Genomic DNA, 14,450 nt, shown 5'->3' with positions numbered 1-14,450 from the left:
CGTCCACGCGGGCCATGCGGCCGACGGGGCTCGGCAATGGTCATCTGCCCGTCTGCTCGCGTATTCGGCTCGACGGACTTGTTCGCAAACAAACTCGGACTGCCGACAGGCGCTTGACGACCTGCAACCGCCCAGGGCGGCGCGCGTTCAACGGAAGACCCGACGCTCGACCACCAGCGGGTCGTGGCTCGGGATCACCTCGCAGCCGAACCGCTCGATCCGCCGCACGCTCTCCTCGTAGGCCACGAGATCGGTGAAGAAGCCGGACGGGATGCGGTCGGCCTCCGCGTCGCCCGCCCAGTTCTCGTACAGATCGACGCAGTCACCCGCGAGCAGGTAGCGGTTCGTCTCAGCCTCGACCACGACCCCTTGTGAACCCGGCGTGTGACCGGGCAGGGCGACCACCGAGACCCCGGGCGCCAGGTCGGTGTCGCCGTCAATCGCGTCGATCCGGTCCTCGGCACGCAGCCACGCCGGGACCAGGTCGGGAACGGCCTCGAACTGGCGCCGATGCCACTCGACCGGCTTCCGCGCGAAATCGATCTCGCGGCGCTGAAGGACGATGCGGGCATTGGGGAACAGATGATTGTTGGAGCAGTGGTCCCAGTGCAGGTGGGTGTTGACGACCAGACCCACCTCATCGGGGTCGATGCCCAGCGCGCGCACCGCCGCGTCGGGCCGCTCCTCGGGCGTCTGCTCCATCCTGATCCGGTGGTGCTCCCAGGCCCGGCTCAGGTCGGCCCCGGTGTCGACGATCACCGGAGTGGCACCACCCTGGATCACGAACATGATCAGCGGGATGTCCAGGGTCTCGCCCCAGCCCCGGAGGTAGGTGAGCGCGGCCTTCTGGAGGCCGAAGACGCGGCCGACCGAGACAGCTGTGACTGTCAGCTTCACGATGTCACCCCCTGCTGCGCTGCGGGCGTCTCGATCAATTCGTCGCCGACGGTCTCCCGCAGAGCCAGTACGCACAGCAGGCTCACCAGGCAGTAGGCGGCCAGAAACAGGCCGAACACGAATCCGCCGTGGCTTCCGATGATGCTGGCGGCGACGAGCGGAGGTACCGCGCCGCCGACAACGCCCGCGAGGCTGTAGGAGAGCCCGGCCGCGGTGTAGCGGTAGCGGGTGTGGAACAGCTCAGACAGGAACGACCCCGCGACGCCGAACCCGTGACCGGCGATCAGGAAGGTCACCGCCATCCCGATCCAGAAGGCGGTAAGTGTGCCCGTGTCCAGCAGCGGAAACAGGACCAGCGCCCAGGGGATGCCGACGGTGTTGGCAGCCAGCAGGACCCGCCGACGGCCGAACCGGTCACTCAGAATGCCGCCCGAGATGATTGCGCAACCATTCACAACATTGCCGACAATGCCGGCCGTCAGCACCTCGGGTCGACTCAGGCCCAGCGTGGCAGTGCCGTAGTTGGTCAGGTATGCGATCCCGATGTAGCCGAGCGAGAAGGCCGTCACCAACGCGCCAGCTCCGAGCAGGAGCTCCTTCCACTGGTTGACCACGGCCTCCTTGAACGGCAGCCCGCGGCTACTGCGCTGACGCTTCGCCTCGGCCTCGAACGCGGGGGTCTCCTCGATCCTCAGCCGCACGTAGAGACCGACGGCGATAACCACGAAGCTGCCCAGGAACGGGAGGCGCCATCCCCAGGACGTGAAGGTCTCCTCGCTCATGTAGAGCGCCACGGCGAGGAACGTGGACAGGGCGAGGATGTTCGCGAGCGCGCCGCCGAGATTGGTGAACATGGACCAGAAGCCGCGACGGCCCTTCGGCGAATGCTCGGAGGTGAACAGCGTCGCACCCGCCCACTCGCCGCCGGCGGCGATGCCCTGCGCGACGCGGAGCAGGACGAGCAGAATGGGTGCCGCGACCCCGATGCTCCCCGCCGTGGGCAACGCGCCGATGAGCACGGTGGACACGCCCATCAGCGACATCGTGAAGATCAGAGTCCGCTTGCGCCCGAGCCGATCACCGAAGTGCCCGAACAGGATCGCCCCCAGCGGGCGGGCGACGAACGCGACGCCCTGGGTCGCGAACGACACAATGGTACCGCCATTGCCACCAAAGGCCGGGAAGAACGCGTCCGCGAAGACCAGGGCCGCCGCGGTGGCGTAAATACCGAAATCGTAGAACTCTACGACGGTTCCCAGTAAACTTGCCAGGGCGACCCTGCGCATCTTCTTTGGATCCGACCGATTTTCACTGGCGATAGACTGGTCGATGGCGGGATCCTGCGCAGGCACGTCTTGTAGCGTCATCAGGCAAACTCCGCGAGTTGTCGGGCGACCCGGATGGGCCGGATCTGACCTATCTATTCACTACCTTCGGCAGGCTCTTTCCGGGCTTCTATGGATTGCACACCAGCCGCCAGGTAAAAACCCGGCGGGCGCTCCTTTTCCCGGCGGGTGGCTCCTCACCCCGACCCATCCGCCATGTAGACGGCCCGACCCGGTAGCCGGGGCTCCTCGGCTGTTCGTCATGGACCGGGACAGGGCCCTGGCGGGGTCGTACTCAGACCACGACCGGCGCCGCGGCATCACGGTCCGCGACTCAACCGGTTCGTATATACGAACTAGCATCTCCAATCAGGAACTCTGGAGGGAAATTAGCCGCGCCACCACGGGTGGTCAATAGCCCCACGCGAGCCACCCGCTCGGACCGGACCTCCCCCCGACCGCGTTGACACCCACGCCACACGGTGGAAGTATCCGTAATGGCGACCCGACGTTCCGATTTAGGAACGAGCGAGGGGGTTGGTCGATGCCGTCCGTCGAGGCCGTCCACCGGGGCCGCGGTCGGCCGCGTTCCGGTCACGGCGCACGGCGGCTCGTCCGTTCACGCCCGCGGGCCCTGGATCCGCCCACCCACCCTGCCGGCGTGGAACACCTCGATGCCCGCGAGCCAGGCCGGGCGCCGCCTGCTACGACCCGACGGCCGGGGAGCAGCCGGCTTCGTCCCGTTTCCGCGGGCCCCGCACAGGGAGTCGCCGGCTCGACCGCCACCGCACCCGTGGGCGTGGGGTCCTCCGTCCATGGCCGCGGCGTCGCAGCGGCCACCCAGGCCCGGGTCCCCCAGCCGGTCGAAGCCCCCAGGCCACCGGACCACACCCACGCACTCCGCACGAACGCAGATTGGGAGCAGATGACGACGACACACGAGGAAAAGACCGACGGCATCGCGAGAGAACTGGCGCTGGGCACATTCACCGACGAGTTGCTCGAGGAAATGCGGGCGCTGATCGGGACGCAGCTGCGCACCGACGCCTGCGTCAACAACGAGTACGCGACCCGCCTCGCCATCCTGCGCTTCGCCGAGGGGATAGGTGACGACAACCCGCTGTGGACCGACGCCGACTATGCGGCGGGGACGCGGCACGGCGGCATCGTCGCTCCCCCCAGCTTCGTCTTCGCCTGCCTCGGCTCCGTCCAGGTGGGATGGCGCGGCCTGGGCGGGTTCCACGCCGAGACGACCATGACCTTCGAACGGCCGATCCGACTCGACGACAAGATCACAGCCACCGTGGTGTTCGACGGGTTCGACGGGCCGACCGACAGCAACTTCGGCGGCCGCCGCATCAAGGACTACCTGCGCCAGGAGTACCGCAACCAGCATGGCGAACTGGTCGCGACCTTCATCTGCTCCCGGATGCGCTTCGAGCGCGGCGAGATGCAGAAGCGGCGCGACTCCCGCAAGATCGAGCTGCCCCACCCGTGGACGGACAGCGAGCTCACCGCGATCGAGGCGGACGTCCTCGCCGAACGCCCCCGCGGCGCGGAGCCGCGCTACTGGGACGACGTTGCCGTCGGTGACGAGATCGACGTCATCACCAAGGGCCCGATCGGGCTGACCGACTTCATCGCCTACATCGCCGCGGGTGCCGCTCCCATTCCCCGGCTGTCCGCGCACGGGGTCGCGCTGCGGCGCTACCACAAGCACCCGAAATGGGCGTTCCGCGATCCGAACACACACGCCCTCGAACCGGTCTACTCGGTGCACTACAACGACTACGCGGCCCGCCTGCAGGGCGCCCAGATCGCCTACGACGTCGGCATCCAGCGCACCTGCTGGCAGATCCACTCCCTGACCAGCTGGATGGGCGACGACGGCACGCTCAAGGCCCTGCACGGCCAGTACCGCAGCCACGTATACCTCTCGGACGTGGTGCGACTGGGTGGCCGCGTGGTGGCCAAGGAGATCGACGCCGACGGCGACCATATCGTGCGTGTGGAGACCTGGGCGACCAACCAGCGGGACACGAACGTCATGCCCGGATCCGCCGTCATCGCGCTCCCGAGCCGGGAGGGGGCACCGGCCGACCGGTGAGGCGCACGCCGTCGTCGCGGGCCGGACACCGCGCCCGCCGACGGCGTGGGCCCGGGCATGGACCCGCTCGCCGCCGGACGCATCACCCGTTCAACGGAGTCTGTAGTCCTTGAGCAGGGCGCGGCTGATGATGCGCTTCTGCACCTCGGACGTCCCCTCGCCGATGAGCATGAACGGGGCCTCCCGGTAGAGGCGCTCGATCTCGTACTCCTTGGAGTACCCGTAGCCACCGTGGATCCGGAACGACTCGGTGGTCACCTCATGGCAGTACTCACTGGCGAGGTACTTGGCCATCCCGGCCTCGACGTCGTTACGCTGCCCGCTGTCCTTCTTACGCGCGGCGTTGACCATCATGAGATGACCCGCCTCGACCTTGGTCGCCATGTCCGCGAGCTTGAACGCGATCGCCTGATGATCAGCGATCTGACGGCCGAACGTCCGCCGCTGCTGAGCGTAGGCGATCGCCAGCTCGAACGCCCGGATCATGATCCCGCAGGCGCGGGCCGCGACGTTGACCCGCCCGACCTCCACCCCGTCCATCATCTGGTAGAAACCACGACCCGCCGCCCCCGGACCACCCAGAATCGAACTCGCCGGCGCCCGATGACCATCCAGGATCATCTCCGTGGTCTCGACACCCTTGTACCCGAGCTTCTCCAGCTTGCCCGGAATCGTGATACCACCGTCGGTACCAAACCCCGGCTCCTTCTCCAACAGGAACGTCGTCATGTTCCGATAGACCGACTCCGCACCCTCATCCGTCTTCACCAACGTCGCGACCAGACCGGCACGGGCACCGTTGGTCAGCCACATCTTCTGCCCCGTGATCGTGTACTCGTCGCCGTCACGGTCAGCCCGGGTCGTGATCGCCGACACATCCGAACCACACCCCGGCTCACTCATCGAGAACGCCCCACGCAGCTCACCGGTCGCCATCCGCGGCAACAACCGCTCCCGCTGCTCGTCGGTACCGTGCTGCAACACCAGATACGCCACGATGAAATGAGTGTTGATCACCCCGGACACACTCATCCACCCACGGGCGATCTCCTCCACCACCAGCGCGTACGTCAGCAACGACTCACCGAGACCGCCGTACTCCTCCGGGATCGTGATCCCGAACAGGCCCATCTCCTTCATCGCCTCGACGATCGCCTCGGGATACTCGTCCTTACGCTCAAGATCCCCCGCGTTCGGCAGAATCTCCCTGTCCACGAACGACCGCACCGCCGCGAGGATGTCGGACTGCACCTCGGTCAGCCCGTCGGTCTGCGCGATCCTGCCCATAGCGGCTCCTGTGTCCTTGAGGTCTCGACGGGGAAACAGCCAGACCGGGTCAGCCGGCCGGCGGCTCGAAACGGGCGGTACGCGCCATACCCGCGGCACGACCCTTGCCCGCGATCACCTCGGCCATCTTCCGGCTCGCCTCATCGATCATCTCGTCCCCGAGCATCACCGCGCCCCGCAGCCCACCCTCATCCGAGGTGTGCCAGGCATAGGCGTCCAGGATCAGCTCGGCGTGGTCGTAATCCTCCTGCCGGGGGGCGTACACCTCGTTCGCGGCGTCGATCTGCCCCGGATGCAGCACCCACTTACCGTCATAACCCAACGCCGCGGACTTCTTCGCCACCCCACGGAACGCCTCCACATCCCGGATCTGCAGGAACGGCCCGTCGATCGCCTGCACCCCCCGCGCCCGCGCCGCCTCCAGGATCTTGAACAGCACGTAGTGGAACGGGTCCCCCGGATAATCCGGGTTCAGCGCACCCACCACCAGGGACGGCATGTTCATCGACGCCATGAAATCCGCCGGACCAAAGATGATCGTCTCGATCCGCGGGCTGGCGAACGCGATCTCCTTCACGTTCGACAGACCCAGCGCGTTCTCGATCTGCGCCTCGATACCGATCCGCCCGACCTCGAAACCCATCACCTCCTCGATCTGCGTCAGCAACAGATCCAGCCACTGCACCTGCGCGGCGGTCTGCACCTTCGGCAGCATCACACAGTCCAGGTTCGCCCCCGCGCCCTCGACCACGGTCACGACATCACGGTAGGTCCACTTCGTCGTCAGGTCATTGACCCGCACGACCCGGGTCTTACCCGCCCAGTCACCCTCGTTCAACACCGACACGACGTTCCCCCGCGCCGACTCCTTCGCCCCCGGAGCGACCGAGTCCTCCAGATCACAGAAGATCTGGTCGGCAGGAAGCCCCTGCGCCTTACCCAACATCTTCACGTTCGAAGCCGGAACAGCCAGACACGACCGGCGAGCACGCAGAGGCATTCTGGTCAGAAACTCCTTCGTCGGGCCGGCTCTCCGAGGCGGCTGGAGAACCGGTGGTCATGGCTGGTCGGGCAGCGCCCGGGCCGGCGCGGCGAGTGGCCTCGCCACGGTAGTCCATGGCGGCTGGGCATCCATGTCGATCGTCACCGACGTGGGACGGGGCACCCGCCGGCCGGGAACAGCCGGCGGACCGCCGGCGGCACCGGCACCCGCGGCTCGCTCCACACGAAAGCAGGACATCCAAGCACCGTCGTCTCGGTGTGCGGGCAGTCACAGGGCCGACGGAGATCGCCGGGAGCGGGCACCGAGCCGGTGGTGGAGCGGCGCACGTTGTCGACGGGGCGCCCTCGGCACCGGCCGACCTGCCGTGTCGCATCCCGCCGACGGCGAGCGTGGGCGGTCGCCCCGGTACGGTCGGTAGCAGTGGTGGCAGGGCTCACACGCGCGGCGGCGCGCCGGGCGCGTCGTTCGATCGCACGGAGGAGTGGAACATGCCGTTAACCAGCCCCAGCGACGTCTACTACGATCCCTACGACGCCCAGATCGACGCCGACCCCTACCCGGTCTGGCGGCGCATGCGCGACGAGGCACCTCTCTACTACAACGAGAAGTACGACTTCTACGCCCTCAGCCGCTTCGAGGACGTCGAGCCCTGCCTGAGTGACTGGAACACCTACCGGTCCGGCCGGGGATCCATCCTGGAGCTCATCAAGGCCAACATCGAGCTGCCCTCGGGAATCATTCTCTTCGAGGACCCGCCGATCCACGACATTCACCGCAGCCTGCTCGCCCGGGTCTTCACCCCGCGGAAGATGAACGCGCTGGAGTCGAAAATCCGCGAGTTCTGCGCGCGTTCCCTCGATCCCCTTGTCGGGACCGAGCGCTTCGATTTCATCCGGGACCTCGGCGCGCAGATGCCGATGCGCACGATCGGCTTTCTCCTGGGAATCCCGGAATCCGACCAGGAGGCGATCCGGGACCGTCTCGACGAGGGCCTGCAGCTGCGCGAGGGTGAAGAGCTCTCGGTCTCGGCCGAGGACTTCAACTCCGACGAGTTCGGCGCCTACATCGACTGGCGGGCCGAGCATCCCTCCGACGACCTGATGACGGAGCTCCTGAACGCCGAGTTCGAGGACGAGACGGGCACCGTCCGCAAGCTCCATCGAGAGGAAGTTCTCACTTACGTCACGATGCTCGCCGGGGCCGGGAACGAGACGACCACGCGGCTCATCGGCTGGACCGGAAAGATTCTCGCCGAGAACCCCGACCAGCGGCGCGAACTCGTCGCGGACCGCTCGCTCATTCCGAACGCGATCGAGGAGCTGCTGCGTTTCGAGGCGCCCTCACCGGTGCAGGCGCGCCATGTCGCCCGCGACGTCGAACACCACGGCCACACCGTGCCCGAGGGCAGCATCATGGTGCTGCTGAACGGCTCGGCGAACCGGGACGAGCGCCGCTTCGCCGACCCTGACCGCTTCGACGTCCACCGCGACGTCGGCCGCCACCTCAGCTTCGGCTATGGCATCCACCACTGCCTCGGGGCCGCGCTGGCCCGGCTCGAGGGCCGGGTCGCCCTGGACGAGGTCCTCAGCCGGTTCCCGACCTGGGAGATCGACTGGGACAACGCCGTCCAGGCCCGCACCTCGACGGTCCGCGGCTGGGAGACGATGCCCGCCTTCGTCCGGTAGGCCCCGCCGCCATTGACTAGGGAATTGGCAACATTAGACTGCCTTCAACATGGATGATGATTTAGCGAAGGCAGATGATTTAGCGGCGGTATGCGCCGCTGGGTCTTTTCCGTCCTCCCCCGTGCCAGACCCGCCCGTGTCAGCGCGTGACCGGTCCCGCCGACCCCGGCCGACCCCGGCCGGAGGCTGAGGGTATGCACGCGCTCGACGGCGTCCGGATCTACGCGACCCGCGACGGCTGGCGGCGGAAGGACGACCACCACTTCGCCGTCCAGTGCGGCCACCCAGCGATCGGAGAAGAGCATGAGCATTCGAGTCGTCCAGTGGACCACCGGAGGTGTCGCGCGCAGCGCGGTGCGCGCCGTCCTCGCGCATCCGCGCCTGGAACTCGTGGGCTGTTTCGCGTGGAGCGCCGAGAAGGACGGCAAGGACGTCGGTGAGCTGTGCGGCTTACCGCCGCTCGGCGTCCAGGCCACCAGCAGCTTCGACGCGATCATCGCGCTGCGGCCCGACGTCGTGCTCTACATGCCGTTGCTGTGGGACGTCGACGACATGGTGCGGCTGCTCGAGGCCGGCATCAACGTGATCTCCACGGCGAACTTCCTCACCGGCCGGTCCTACGGCGAGAAGGACATGAACCGCCTGCACGAGGCCGCGCGGCGCGGCGGCGTGTCCCTGTACGGAACCGGGATCAACCCTGGCCTGGCCGGCGTCGTGGGCCTCACCGCGGCCGCGCTGTGCCGCGAGGTGGAGAAGATATCGATCTTCGAGGCGGCCGACTGCACCCACTACGCGTCGGCCGAGACGTGGCAGGCGCTCGGCTTCGGGTCACCGCCGGACACCCCGGGGCTGGCCGACGCGGCGAAGCAGCGCCAGCTCGTCTTCCAGGACGCGGTCGAGGTGATCGCGAAGGCCCTCGGCGCCGATCTCGACGAGGTGCGCTACGCACCCGAGTTCGGGCTGGCGACCAGGGACCTCGACCTCGGCTACATGACGATCCCGCGGGGCACCGTGTGCGGGCTGAAAGGCCGCTGGCAGGGCATCGTGCGGGGCCGGCCGCTGATCGAGCTGGGCCTGCTGTGGCGGCTGGGCAACGCCATGGAGCCCGACTGGCCGATCGAGGAGGGGTACGTCATGGAGATCCGCGGGCACCCCAACGTGCGGCTCCGCTACGAGTTCGAGTACTCCGCGGACGCCGTGGACCGCGACGCGCACACCGCCAACCCGGCGGTGAACGCCGTTCCGGCCGTGGTGGCCGCGCCCCCCGGCCTGGTCACGGCGGACGACCTCCCACTCGTGACGGCCGGATCCATCGCCGCACCGTGATCTCACCCCGGCCTCGGCGGCGCCCTCGCCGCCGAGGCCGGCACCGGGGCCGGGGCCCTTCGCCCTGGCGGGGTCAGCCGCCGCGGGCCTCGACGAGCGCGCCGCGGTTGATCTTCGTCGCCTCGCTGCGCGGGAGCGCCTCGACGATCTCGATCGTCTTGGGCACCTTGTAGGCGGCGAGCCGGCTCTTCGCGTAGGCGATGACCTCCGCGGACGACGGAGGCTGGGCCGGGTCGGCAGGCTGCACGACGGCGTGCACCCGCCGGCCCCACTCCGGGTCCCGCAGCCCGATGACGACGATGTCAGCGATCTTGGGATGGTCGATGAGCGCCGTCTCGACCTCGGCCGGGAAGACGTTCGCCCCGCCGGTGATGATCACGTCGACCCGGCGGTCCACCAGGTACAGGAAGCCGTCGGCGTCGAGGTAACCGAGGTCGCCCACGGTCTCGAAGCCGTCGTCGGTGCGGCGCAGCCGCGGCGCCTGGCCGAGGTAGGTGTAGCCGCCGTAGCTCGACCGCGGCGCGCGCAGGTAGATCTCGCCGATCTCACCGGTCGGCGCCGGTTCGCCGTCGGCGCCCAGGATCCGGACCTCGGTGCCCCGGAAGCCACGTCCCACGCTGCCCTGCCTGGACATCCACTCGTCTCCGCGCAGCGCGGTGATGCCGAGTGCCTCGGTCATCCCGTAGGCCATCACGATGCGCTCGGCGCCGATCAGCCCGGCCCACCGGTGCACCAGCGACGGCGGCATCGGCGCCGCGCCCTGCATGATCCACTCGATGCTGGACAGGTCGCGGCCGTCGACGTCCGGCAGGTCGCCGATGCGCTGCAGCATGGTCGGGGTGGCGGTGAACGTGCTGATCCGGTGACGCTCGATCACGCCGACGACCCGGGCGGCGTCGAACTTCTCCATCACCACCAGCCTGTCCCCCGCCAGCAGGTTGTACAGGGTGGAGAACCCGTTGGCGTGGTACATCGGGGCGAGTACCAGGATCACCTGCGGCCGCGGTACCGGGCTCCACTGGTCGACGAACGGCGCGGTGGCACGGGCGTCGAAGACGGCCGGCCGCGCGTTGAGAATCACCTTCGGCGTGCCCGTCGAGCCGCTGCTGCAGATGCCGTTGGTCTGCGGTGACGTCGCGTCGGGCAGGTCCGGGACGGCGAGGTCGGCCGTCGCGTCGATCCACGGGATGTCCTCGGGCCCGAGGAACACCGGCGCGTCGACGGTCTCCCGCAGCCGGGTGAACTCCCAGTCCGGCAGGTCCCAGCGCACCGGCACCGGCACGGCGCCCAGCTTCCAGGCCGCCAGCGCGCTGAACACGAACTGCGGCGAGTTGCGCAGCCCCAGCCCGAGCAGGTCGCCGGGGCCGAGCCCGCGGGCCGCGAGGGCACCGGCGAGCTGGCCCGAGCGCCGATCGAGCTCGGCCCAGGTGAACGCCGGTTCGGTGCCGTCCAGCGCGATGTGGCGTAACGCGATCTCGTCGGGGCGCTCACCGACGAGCTCTCGAATCCGCCGTGCGTAGCTGACCGTGTCGTCCACGGCGTGTCCCTCCGTAGGTCCCGCCGGCTCCCACGGAGGGACGAGTCCGAAACCGACTCCAATAATTAACCGTGTCCGGCGTCGGGCGAAACCGTTGGACGTGATCCGGCCCGTTTCACGGTCCCAGGAGCGCCGCCCGGGCCCGGGTCCGGCTGCCTCCCGCGCGTCGTCGCGGGTACGCGCCGGCGGACGTCCAGGCTGGGTGCGCGGCGGTGGCCCCGACCGGACGGAGCCGGGCCCGGGGCCCGCGGCCGGATCGGGCGAGTCGGAACTCGGCGCTCGGAACATCGCGAGAGGGTCATCATGAAGATCGTTGTGATCGGTGGCGGCGGGCTCGTCGGCTCCCGGGTCGTGGCCCGGCTGGCCGGGATCGGGCACCAGACGGTGGCCGCCTCGCCCCGGACGGGCGTCAACGCCCTCACCGGCGAGGGCCTGGCGGCCGCTCTCGACGGCGCCGCCGTGCTCGTCGACGTGTCGAACTCACCGTCGTTCGAGGACGACGCGGTGCTGCGCTTCTTCGAGACCTCGACCGCCAACCTGCTCGCCGCCGAGGCGGCCGCCGGGGTCGGGCACCACGTGGTGCTCTCGGTGATCGGCACCGAACGCCTCGCCGCCAGCGGGTACTTCCGCGTGAAGAGCGCCCAGGAGGCACTGGTCGCGGCCGGCCCGATCCCCTACTCCGTCGTCCGCGCCACCCAGTTCTTCGAGTTCGTCGGCAGCATCGCCGACGCGGGCACCGAGGCCGGCACCGTGCGCGTCCCCCCGGTGCGCATCCAGCCGATCGCGGCGGACGACGTCGCCGCCGGGGTCAGCGGCGCCGCGCTCGGGACACCGACGAACGGCGTCACGGAGATCGCGGGCCCGGAGCGGTTCCGGCTCGACGACCTCGTCCGCACGGTGCTGTCCGCCCGCGACGACCCTCGCCCCGTCGTCGCCGACCCCCGGGCACGCTACTTCGGCGCGCCGCTGGATGATGAAACCCTGGTGCCCGGCGACGACGCCGCGCTCAGCGAGACCCACCTCGTCGACTGGCTGAAGGAGTCGACTGGCTGAAGGAACGGTAGGTACCACCCGGTGACGACCTTCGCGCTCATCCCCGGCGCCGGCGGCGCCGCGTGGTACTGGCACCGCGTCATCCCGCTGCTGACGTCGCGGGGCCACCAGGCCGTCGCCGTGGACCTGCCGGGCGACGACGAGTCCGCCGGGCTGCCGGAGTACACCGCCCTCGTCCTCGACGCGGTGCGCGGGCAGGACGACGTGGTCGTCGTCGCCCAGTCGCTCGGCGGGTTCACCGCGCCGCTCGTCGCCGCGCGGACACCGGTGCGCGGCGTCGTCCTGGTGAACGCGATGGTCCCCGCGCCGGGTGAGACACCGGGCGACTGGTGGGGCAACACCGGCGCCGAGGAGGCGCGGGCGGCCGGGTACGGCACCGAGTTCGATCCAGAGGTGTACTTCCTGCACGATCTGCCGCGCCAGGTCGCGGCCGACGGTGAGGCCCACCAGCGGGCCGAGAGCGCCGCGGTGTTCGCCTCGACGTGTGACCTCGACGCCTGGCCCGACGTCCCGACCCGGGTCGCCGCCGGCGCCGACGACCGGTTCTTCCCGGTCGACTTCCAGCGGCGGGTCGCCCGGGAACGGCTGGGCGTCGAGGCGGACACGTTGCCCGGCGGGCACCTCCTCGCGCTGAGCCAGCCGCAGGCGCTCGTGGACTACCTGCTCGCCACCTGACCTCGGTCAGGCTGCCGTACCCGTGTCCCGGGTGGTCAGATCCGGTCGGAAACCGTGCGCGCCAGGTCCTCGAGTGGCCCGTTGTTTTCCGCCGGGTCGTTGCTGCGCACCAGTTTGACCGATACCCAGCGGCCGGCCTTGTTGACGAAGATCCCCCCGTCCTCGATATATGCCTCGTCGCCGACTCCCGACAACGGGCGGAGATCGTGGCCTATGCCACGCTCGGCGGTAAGATAATTCTCGGCGGTTTCCCCGACGAAAACCTCAACCTGGGCCGTTGGCCCGCTGGGTGGCGCTGTGTAGGTGCACGTCTCGGCCAGCAAAACGGGGCTGTTGAGCGACGTGCCGGCAAGTTTCTCGGCCTCCGGCCTGGACACGAGCGCGCAGGGGTTCGCTCCCACTCCGGCCGACGGCAGCGCCGGTTCCGCAGGCTTGTTTCCGCTGGTGGCCGGCGTGCGCTGTTGCCCGGGTGCGGGCGAAGGCGTCGCCTCCGCACCCGGGGTACCGCACCCGGACAAGCCGAGCGTCACGAGGACCGCGAGTAGGGGCAGCACCGCGCGGCCTCCGACGTAAATACGATTCAGCACAGGAAGATCCACGCTGGCCCCCATTTGTCGGCGCCCGCCCCCGGGAAGCAGCGGCCCGAAATCCGATAGCGACATTCGCGGGGGATCTTCGAGTTCCTCGCCCCGCGAGGCTGTCATCGACGCGGGCCTCACCCGGGTCGGAGCAGGCGGGCCATCTTGCCCTCGAACTCCTCACGGGTGAGAACGCCTGCTTCTCGCAGCTCACCGAGCCTGCGCAGCCGATCATTGAGGTCCGGATCGCCAGGCGGAACGGCGACGGGAGTCGGAGCGGGTGACGCCAGGCCAAGACGGTTCCGGATCAGATCCGCGATCTCCCTGCCGGCACGCTTGTTCACGTTCGTGATCTCCGCCTGGCTATCCGATGCGAGGACGACAATTTTTCCCAGTACCAGCCCGGCAGCCCACTCCACCGAGGAGACGTTCCTCAGCGGGAATTCCTCGCTGGCCCTCCGCTTCCGACCTTCCAAAACGAACAGCAGGCGGCGATCAGTAAGTACCACAAGTCCACCGCCCTTACCGCACGAGCCCCTGGCCAGGCGCTCGACGCGTTCACCCTCCCACAGGTGTTCCGCAAGGTATTTGATCTCTCGGCTGCTCCTGCTCCTGAGCCGCATCTTCTGTTTGGCCTGCTCGATGTCCTCACGCAGCTGCGACATGCCCGGATCCCCCTGACCGAAACGTTATGATTCCTCACCCTCCGCGACAGCGTGAGGAAAGCCGACCAGTGGGCAGCGCGGGCCCCCGTCGGCGAGTTCCGTCCCGCGGACGAGACTGGGCTCGGGTAAGGGCCCGAGCCGACGTTGGTTCATGGGGACATGGTGGCTGTCGTTCGTTCTGTCCGGCGATCTCACCGGACGCATCCGCCGTGAGGGACCGTCCGGAACCGCCGGGGGGCTTGACGGCCGTCAGCAGGAGTGTCCGGCGCGGCCGGACGCCGGGCGGGCCAACTCGTGGGGCACCGTGTCGTA

General features: G+C 69.0%; 12 protein-coding genes. 5 read left to right on the top strand and 7 right to left on the bottom strand.

Features of this window, described 5'->3' with window-relative positions; all coding sequences use genetic code 11:
- Nucleotides 1-147: 147 nt before the first annotated feature.
- Together AC559T_RS14875 and AC559T_RS14870 are read right to left on the bottom strand one after the other, a co-directional pair.
- Nucleotides 148-897 carry an N-acyl homoserine lactonase family protein gene (locus tag AC559T_RS14875; RefSeq protein WP_112105895.1) on the bottom strand — a complete coding sequence of 250 codons (750 nt, stop codon included), beginning with the start codon at nucleotides 895-897 and terminating at the stop codon, nucleotides 148-150.
- Nucleotides 894-2,264, bottom strand: a complete 1,371-nt coding sequence (locus AC559T_RS14870) for an MFS transporter (protein ID WP_498869098.1) — start codon at nucleotides 2,262-2,264, stop codon at nucleotides 894-896. The genes AC559T_RS14875 and AC559T_RS14870 overlap by 4 nt, the downstream gene beginning before the upstream one ends.
- Nucleotides 2,265-3,147: 883 nt before the next feature.
- Between AC559T_RS14870 and AC559T_RS14865 the strand changes: the two genes are divergently transcribed.
- Nucleotides 3,148-4,329 carry an FAS1-like dehydratase domain-containing protein gene (locus AC559T_RS14865; protein ID WP_498869097.1) on the top strand — a complete coding sequence of 394 codons (1,182 nt, stop codon included), beginning with the start codon at nucleotides 3,148-3,150 and terminating at the stop codon, nucleotides 4,327-4,329.
- Nucleotides 4,330-4,419: 90 nt separating this feature from the next.
- On the opposite strand, the gene AC559T_RS14860 is transcribed toward AC559T_RS14865, so the two are convergent.
- Together AC559T_RS14860 and AC559T_RS14855 are read right to left on the bottom strand one after the other, a co-directional pair.
- Nucleotides 4,420-5,616, bottom strand: coding sequence for an acyl-CoA dehydrogenase family protein (locus tag AC559T_RS14860; RefSeq protein WP_498869096.1), 1,197 nt, complete (start codon nucleotides 5,614-5,616; stop codon nucleotides 4,420-4,422).
- 49 nt (nucleotides 5,617-5,665) lie between these two features.
- On the bottom strand, nucleotides 5,666-6,616 hold the full coding sequence (locus AC559T_RS14855; RefSeq protein WP_498869095.1) for an HpcH/HpaI aldolase/citrate lyase family protein: 951 nt from the start codon (nucleotides 6,614-6,616) through the stop codon (nucleotides 5,666-5,668).
- 491 nt (nucleotides 6,617-7,107) lie between these two features.
- On the opposite strand from AC559T_RS14855, the gene AC559T_RS14850 reads away from it, so the two are divergent.
- Nucleotides 7,108-8,304 carry a cytochrome P450 gene (locus AC559T_RS14850; RefSeq protein WP_112106738.1) on the top strand — a complete coding sequence of 399 codons (1,197 nt, stop codon included), beginning with the start codon at nucleotides 7,108-7,110 and terminating at the stop codon, nucleotides 8,302-8,304.
- Nucleotides 8,305-8,607: 303 nt separating this feature from the next.
- Nucleotides 8,608-9,630 carry an NAD(P)H-dependent amine dehydrogenase family protein gene (locus AC559T_RS14845; RefSeq protein WP_368955687.1) on the top strand — a complete coding sequence of 341 codons (1,023 nt, stop codon included), beginning with the start codon at nucleotides 8,608-8,610 and terminating at the stop codon, nucleotides 9,628-9,630.
- A gap of 73 nt (nucleotides 9,631-9,703) precedes the next feature.
- Here AC559T_RS14845 and AC559T_RS14840 read toward each other — a convergent pair whose 3' ends face one another.
- On the bottom strand, nucleotides 9,704-11,167 hold the full coding sequence (locus AC559T_RS14840) for a class I adenylate-forming enzyme family protein (RefSeq protein ID WP_368955688.1): 1,464 nt from the start codon (nucleotides 11,165-11,167) through the stop codon (nucleotides 9,704-9,706).
- Nucleotides 11,168-11,470: 303 nt separating this feature from the next.
- Here AC559T_RS14840 and AC559T_RS14835 point away from each other — a divergent pair, with 303 nt between their 5' ends.
- Nucleotides 11,471-12,220 (top strand): SDR family oxidoreductase, encoded by a 750-nt coding sequence (locus AC559T_RS14835; protein WP_498869094.1) that lies wholly within the window; start codon nucleotides 11,471-11,473, stop codon nucleotides 12,218-12,220.
- 21 nt (nucleotides 12,221-12,241) lie between these two features.
- Nucleotides 12,242-12,895 (top strand): alpha/beta fold hydrolase, encoded by a 654-nt coding sequence (locus AC559T_RS14830; protein ID WP_498869093.1) that lies wholly within the window; start codon nucleotides 12,242-12,244, stop codon nucleotides 12,893-12,895.
- Between the two features lie 35 nt (nucleotides 12,896-12,930).
- Here AC559T_RS14830 and AC559T_RS14825 read toward each other — a convergent pair whose 3' ends face one another.
- Together AC559T_RS14825 and AC559T_RS14820 are read right to left on the bottom strand one after the other, a co-directional pair.
- Nucleotides 12,931-13,494 carry a DUF3558 family protein gene (locus AC559T_RS14825; RefSeq protein ID WP_498869092.1) on the bottom strand — a complete coding sequence of 188 codons (564 nt, stop codon included), beginning with the start codon at nucleotides 13,492-13,494 and terminating at the stop codon, nucleotides 12,931-12,933.
- A 116-nt stretch (nucleotides 13,495-13,610) separates the two neighbouring features.
- A complete protein-coding gene (locus tag AC559T_RS14820) occupies nucleotides 13,611-14,138 on the bottom strand; it encodes a PH domain-containing protein (protein ID WP_235014067.1) in 528 nt (175 codons plus the stop codon).
- Nucleotides 14,139-14,450 lie beyond the last annotated feature (312 nt).

Origin of the sequence: Frankia sp. Hr75.2, from assembly GCF_949319125.1 — a bacterium.
Taxonomy (GTDB): Bacteria; Actinomycetota; Actinomycetes; order Frankiales; family Frankiaceae; genus Parafrankia; species Parafrankia soli.
This window is presented reverse-complemented; position numbering and strand designations above follow the sequence as displayed.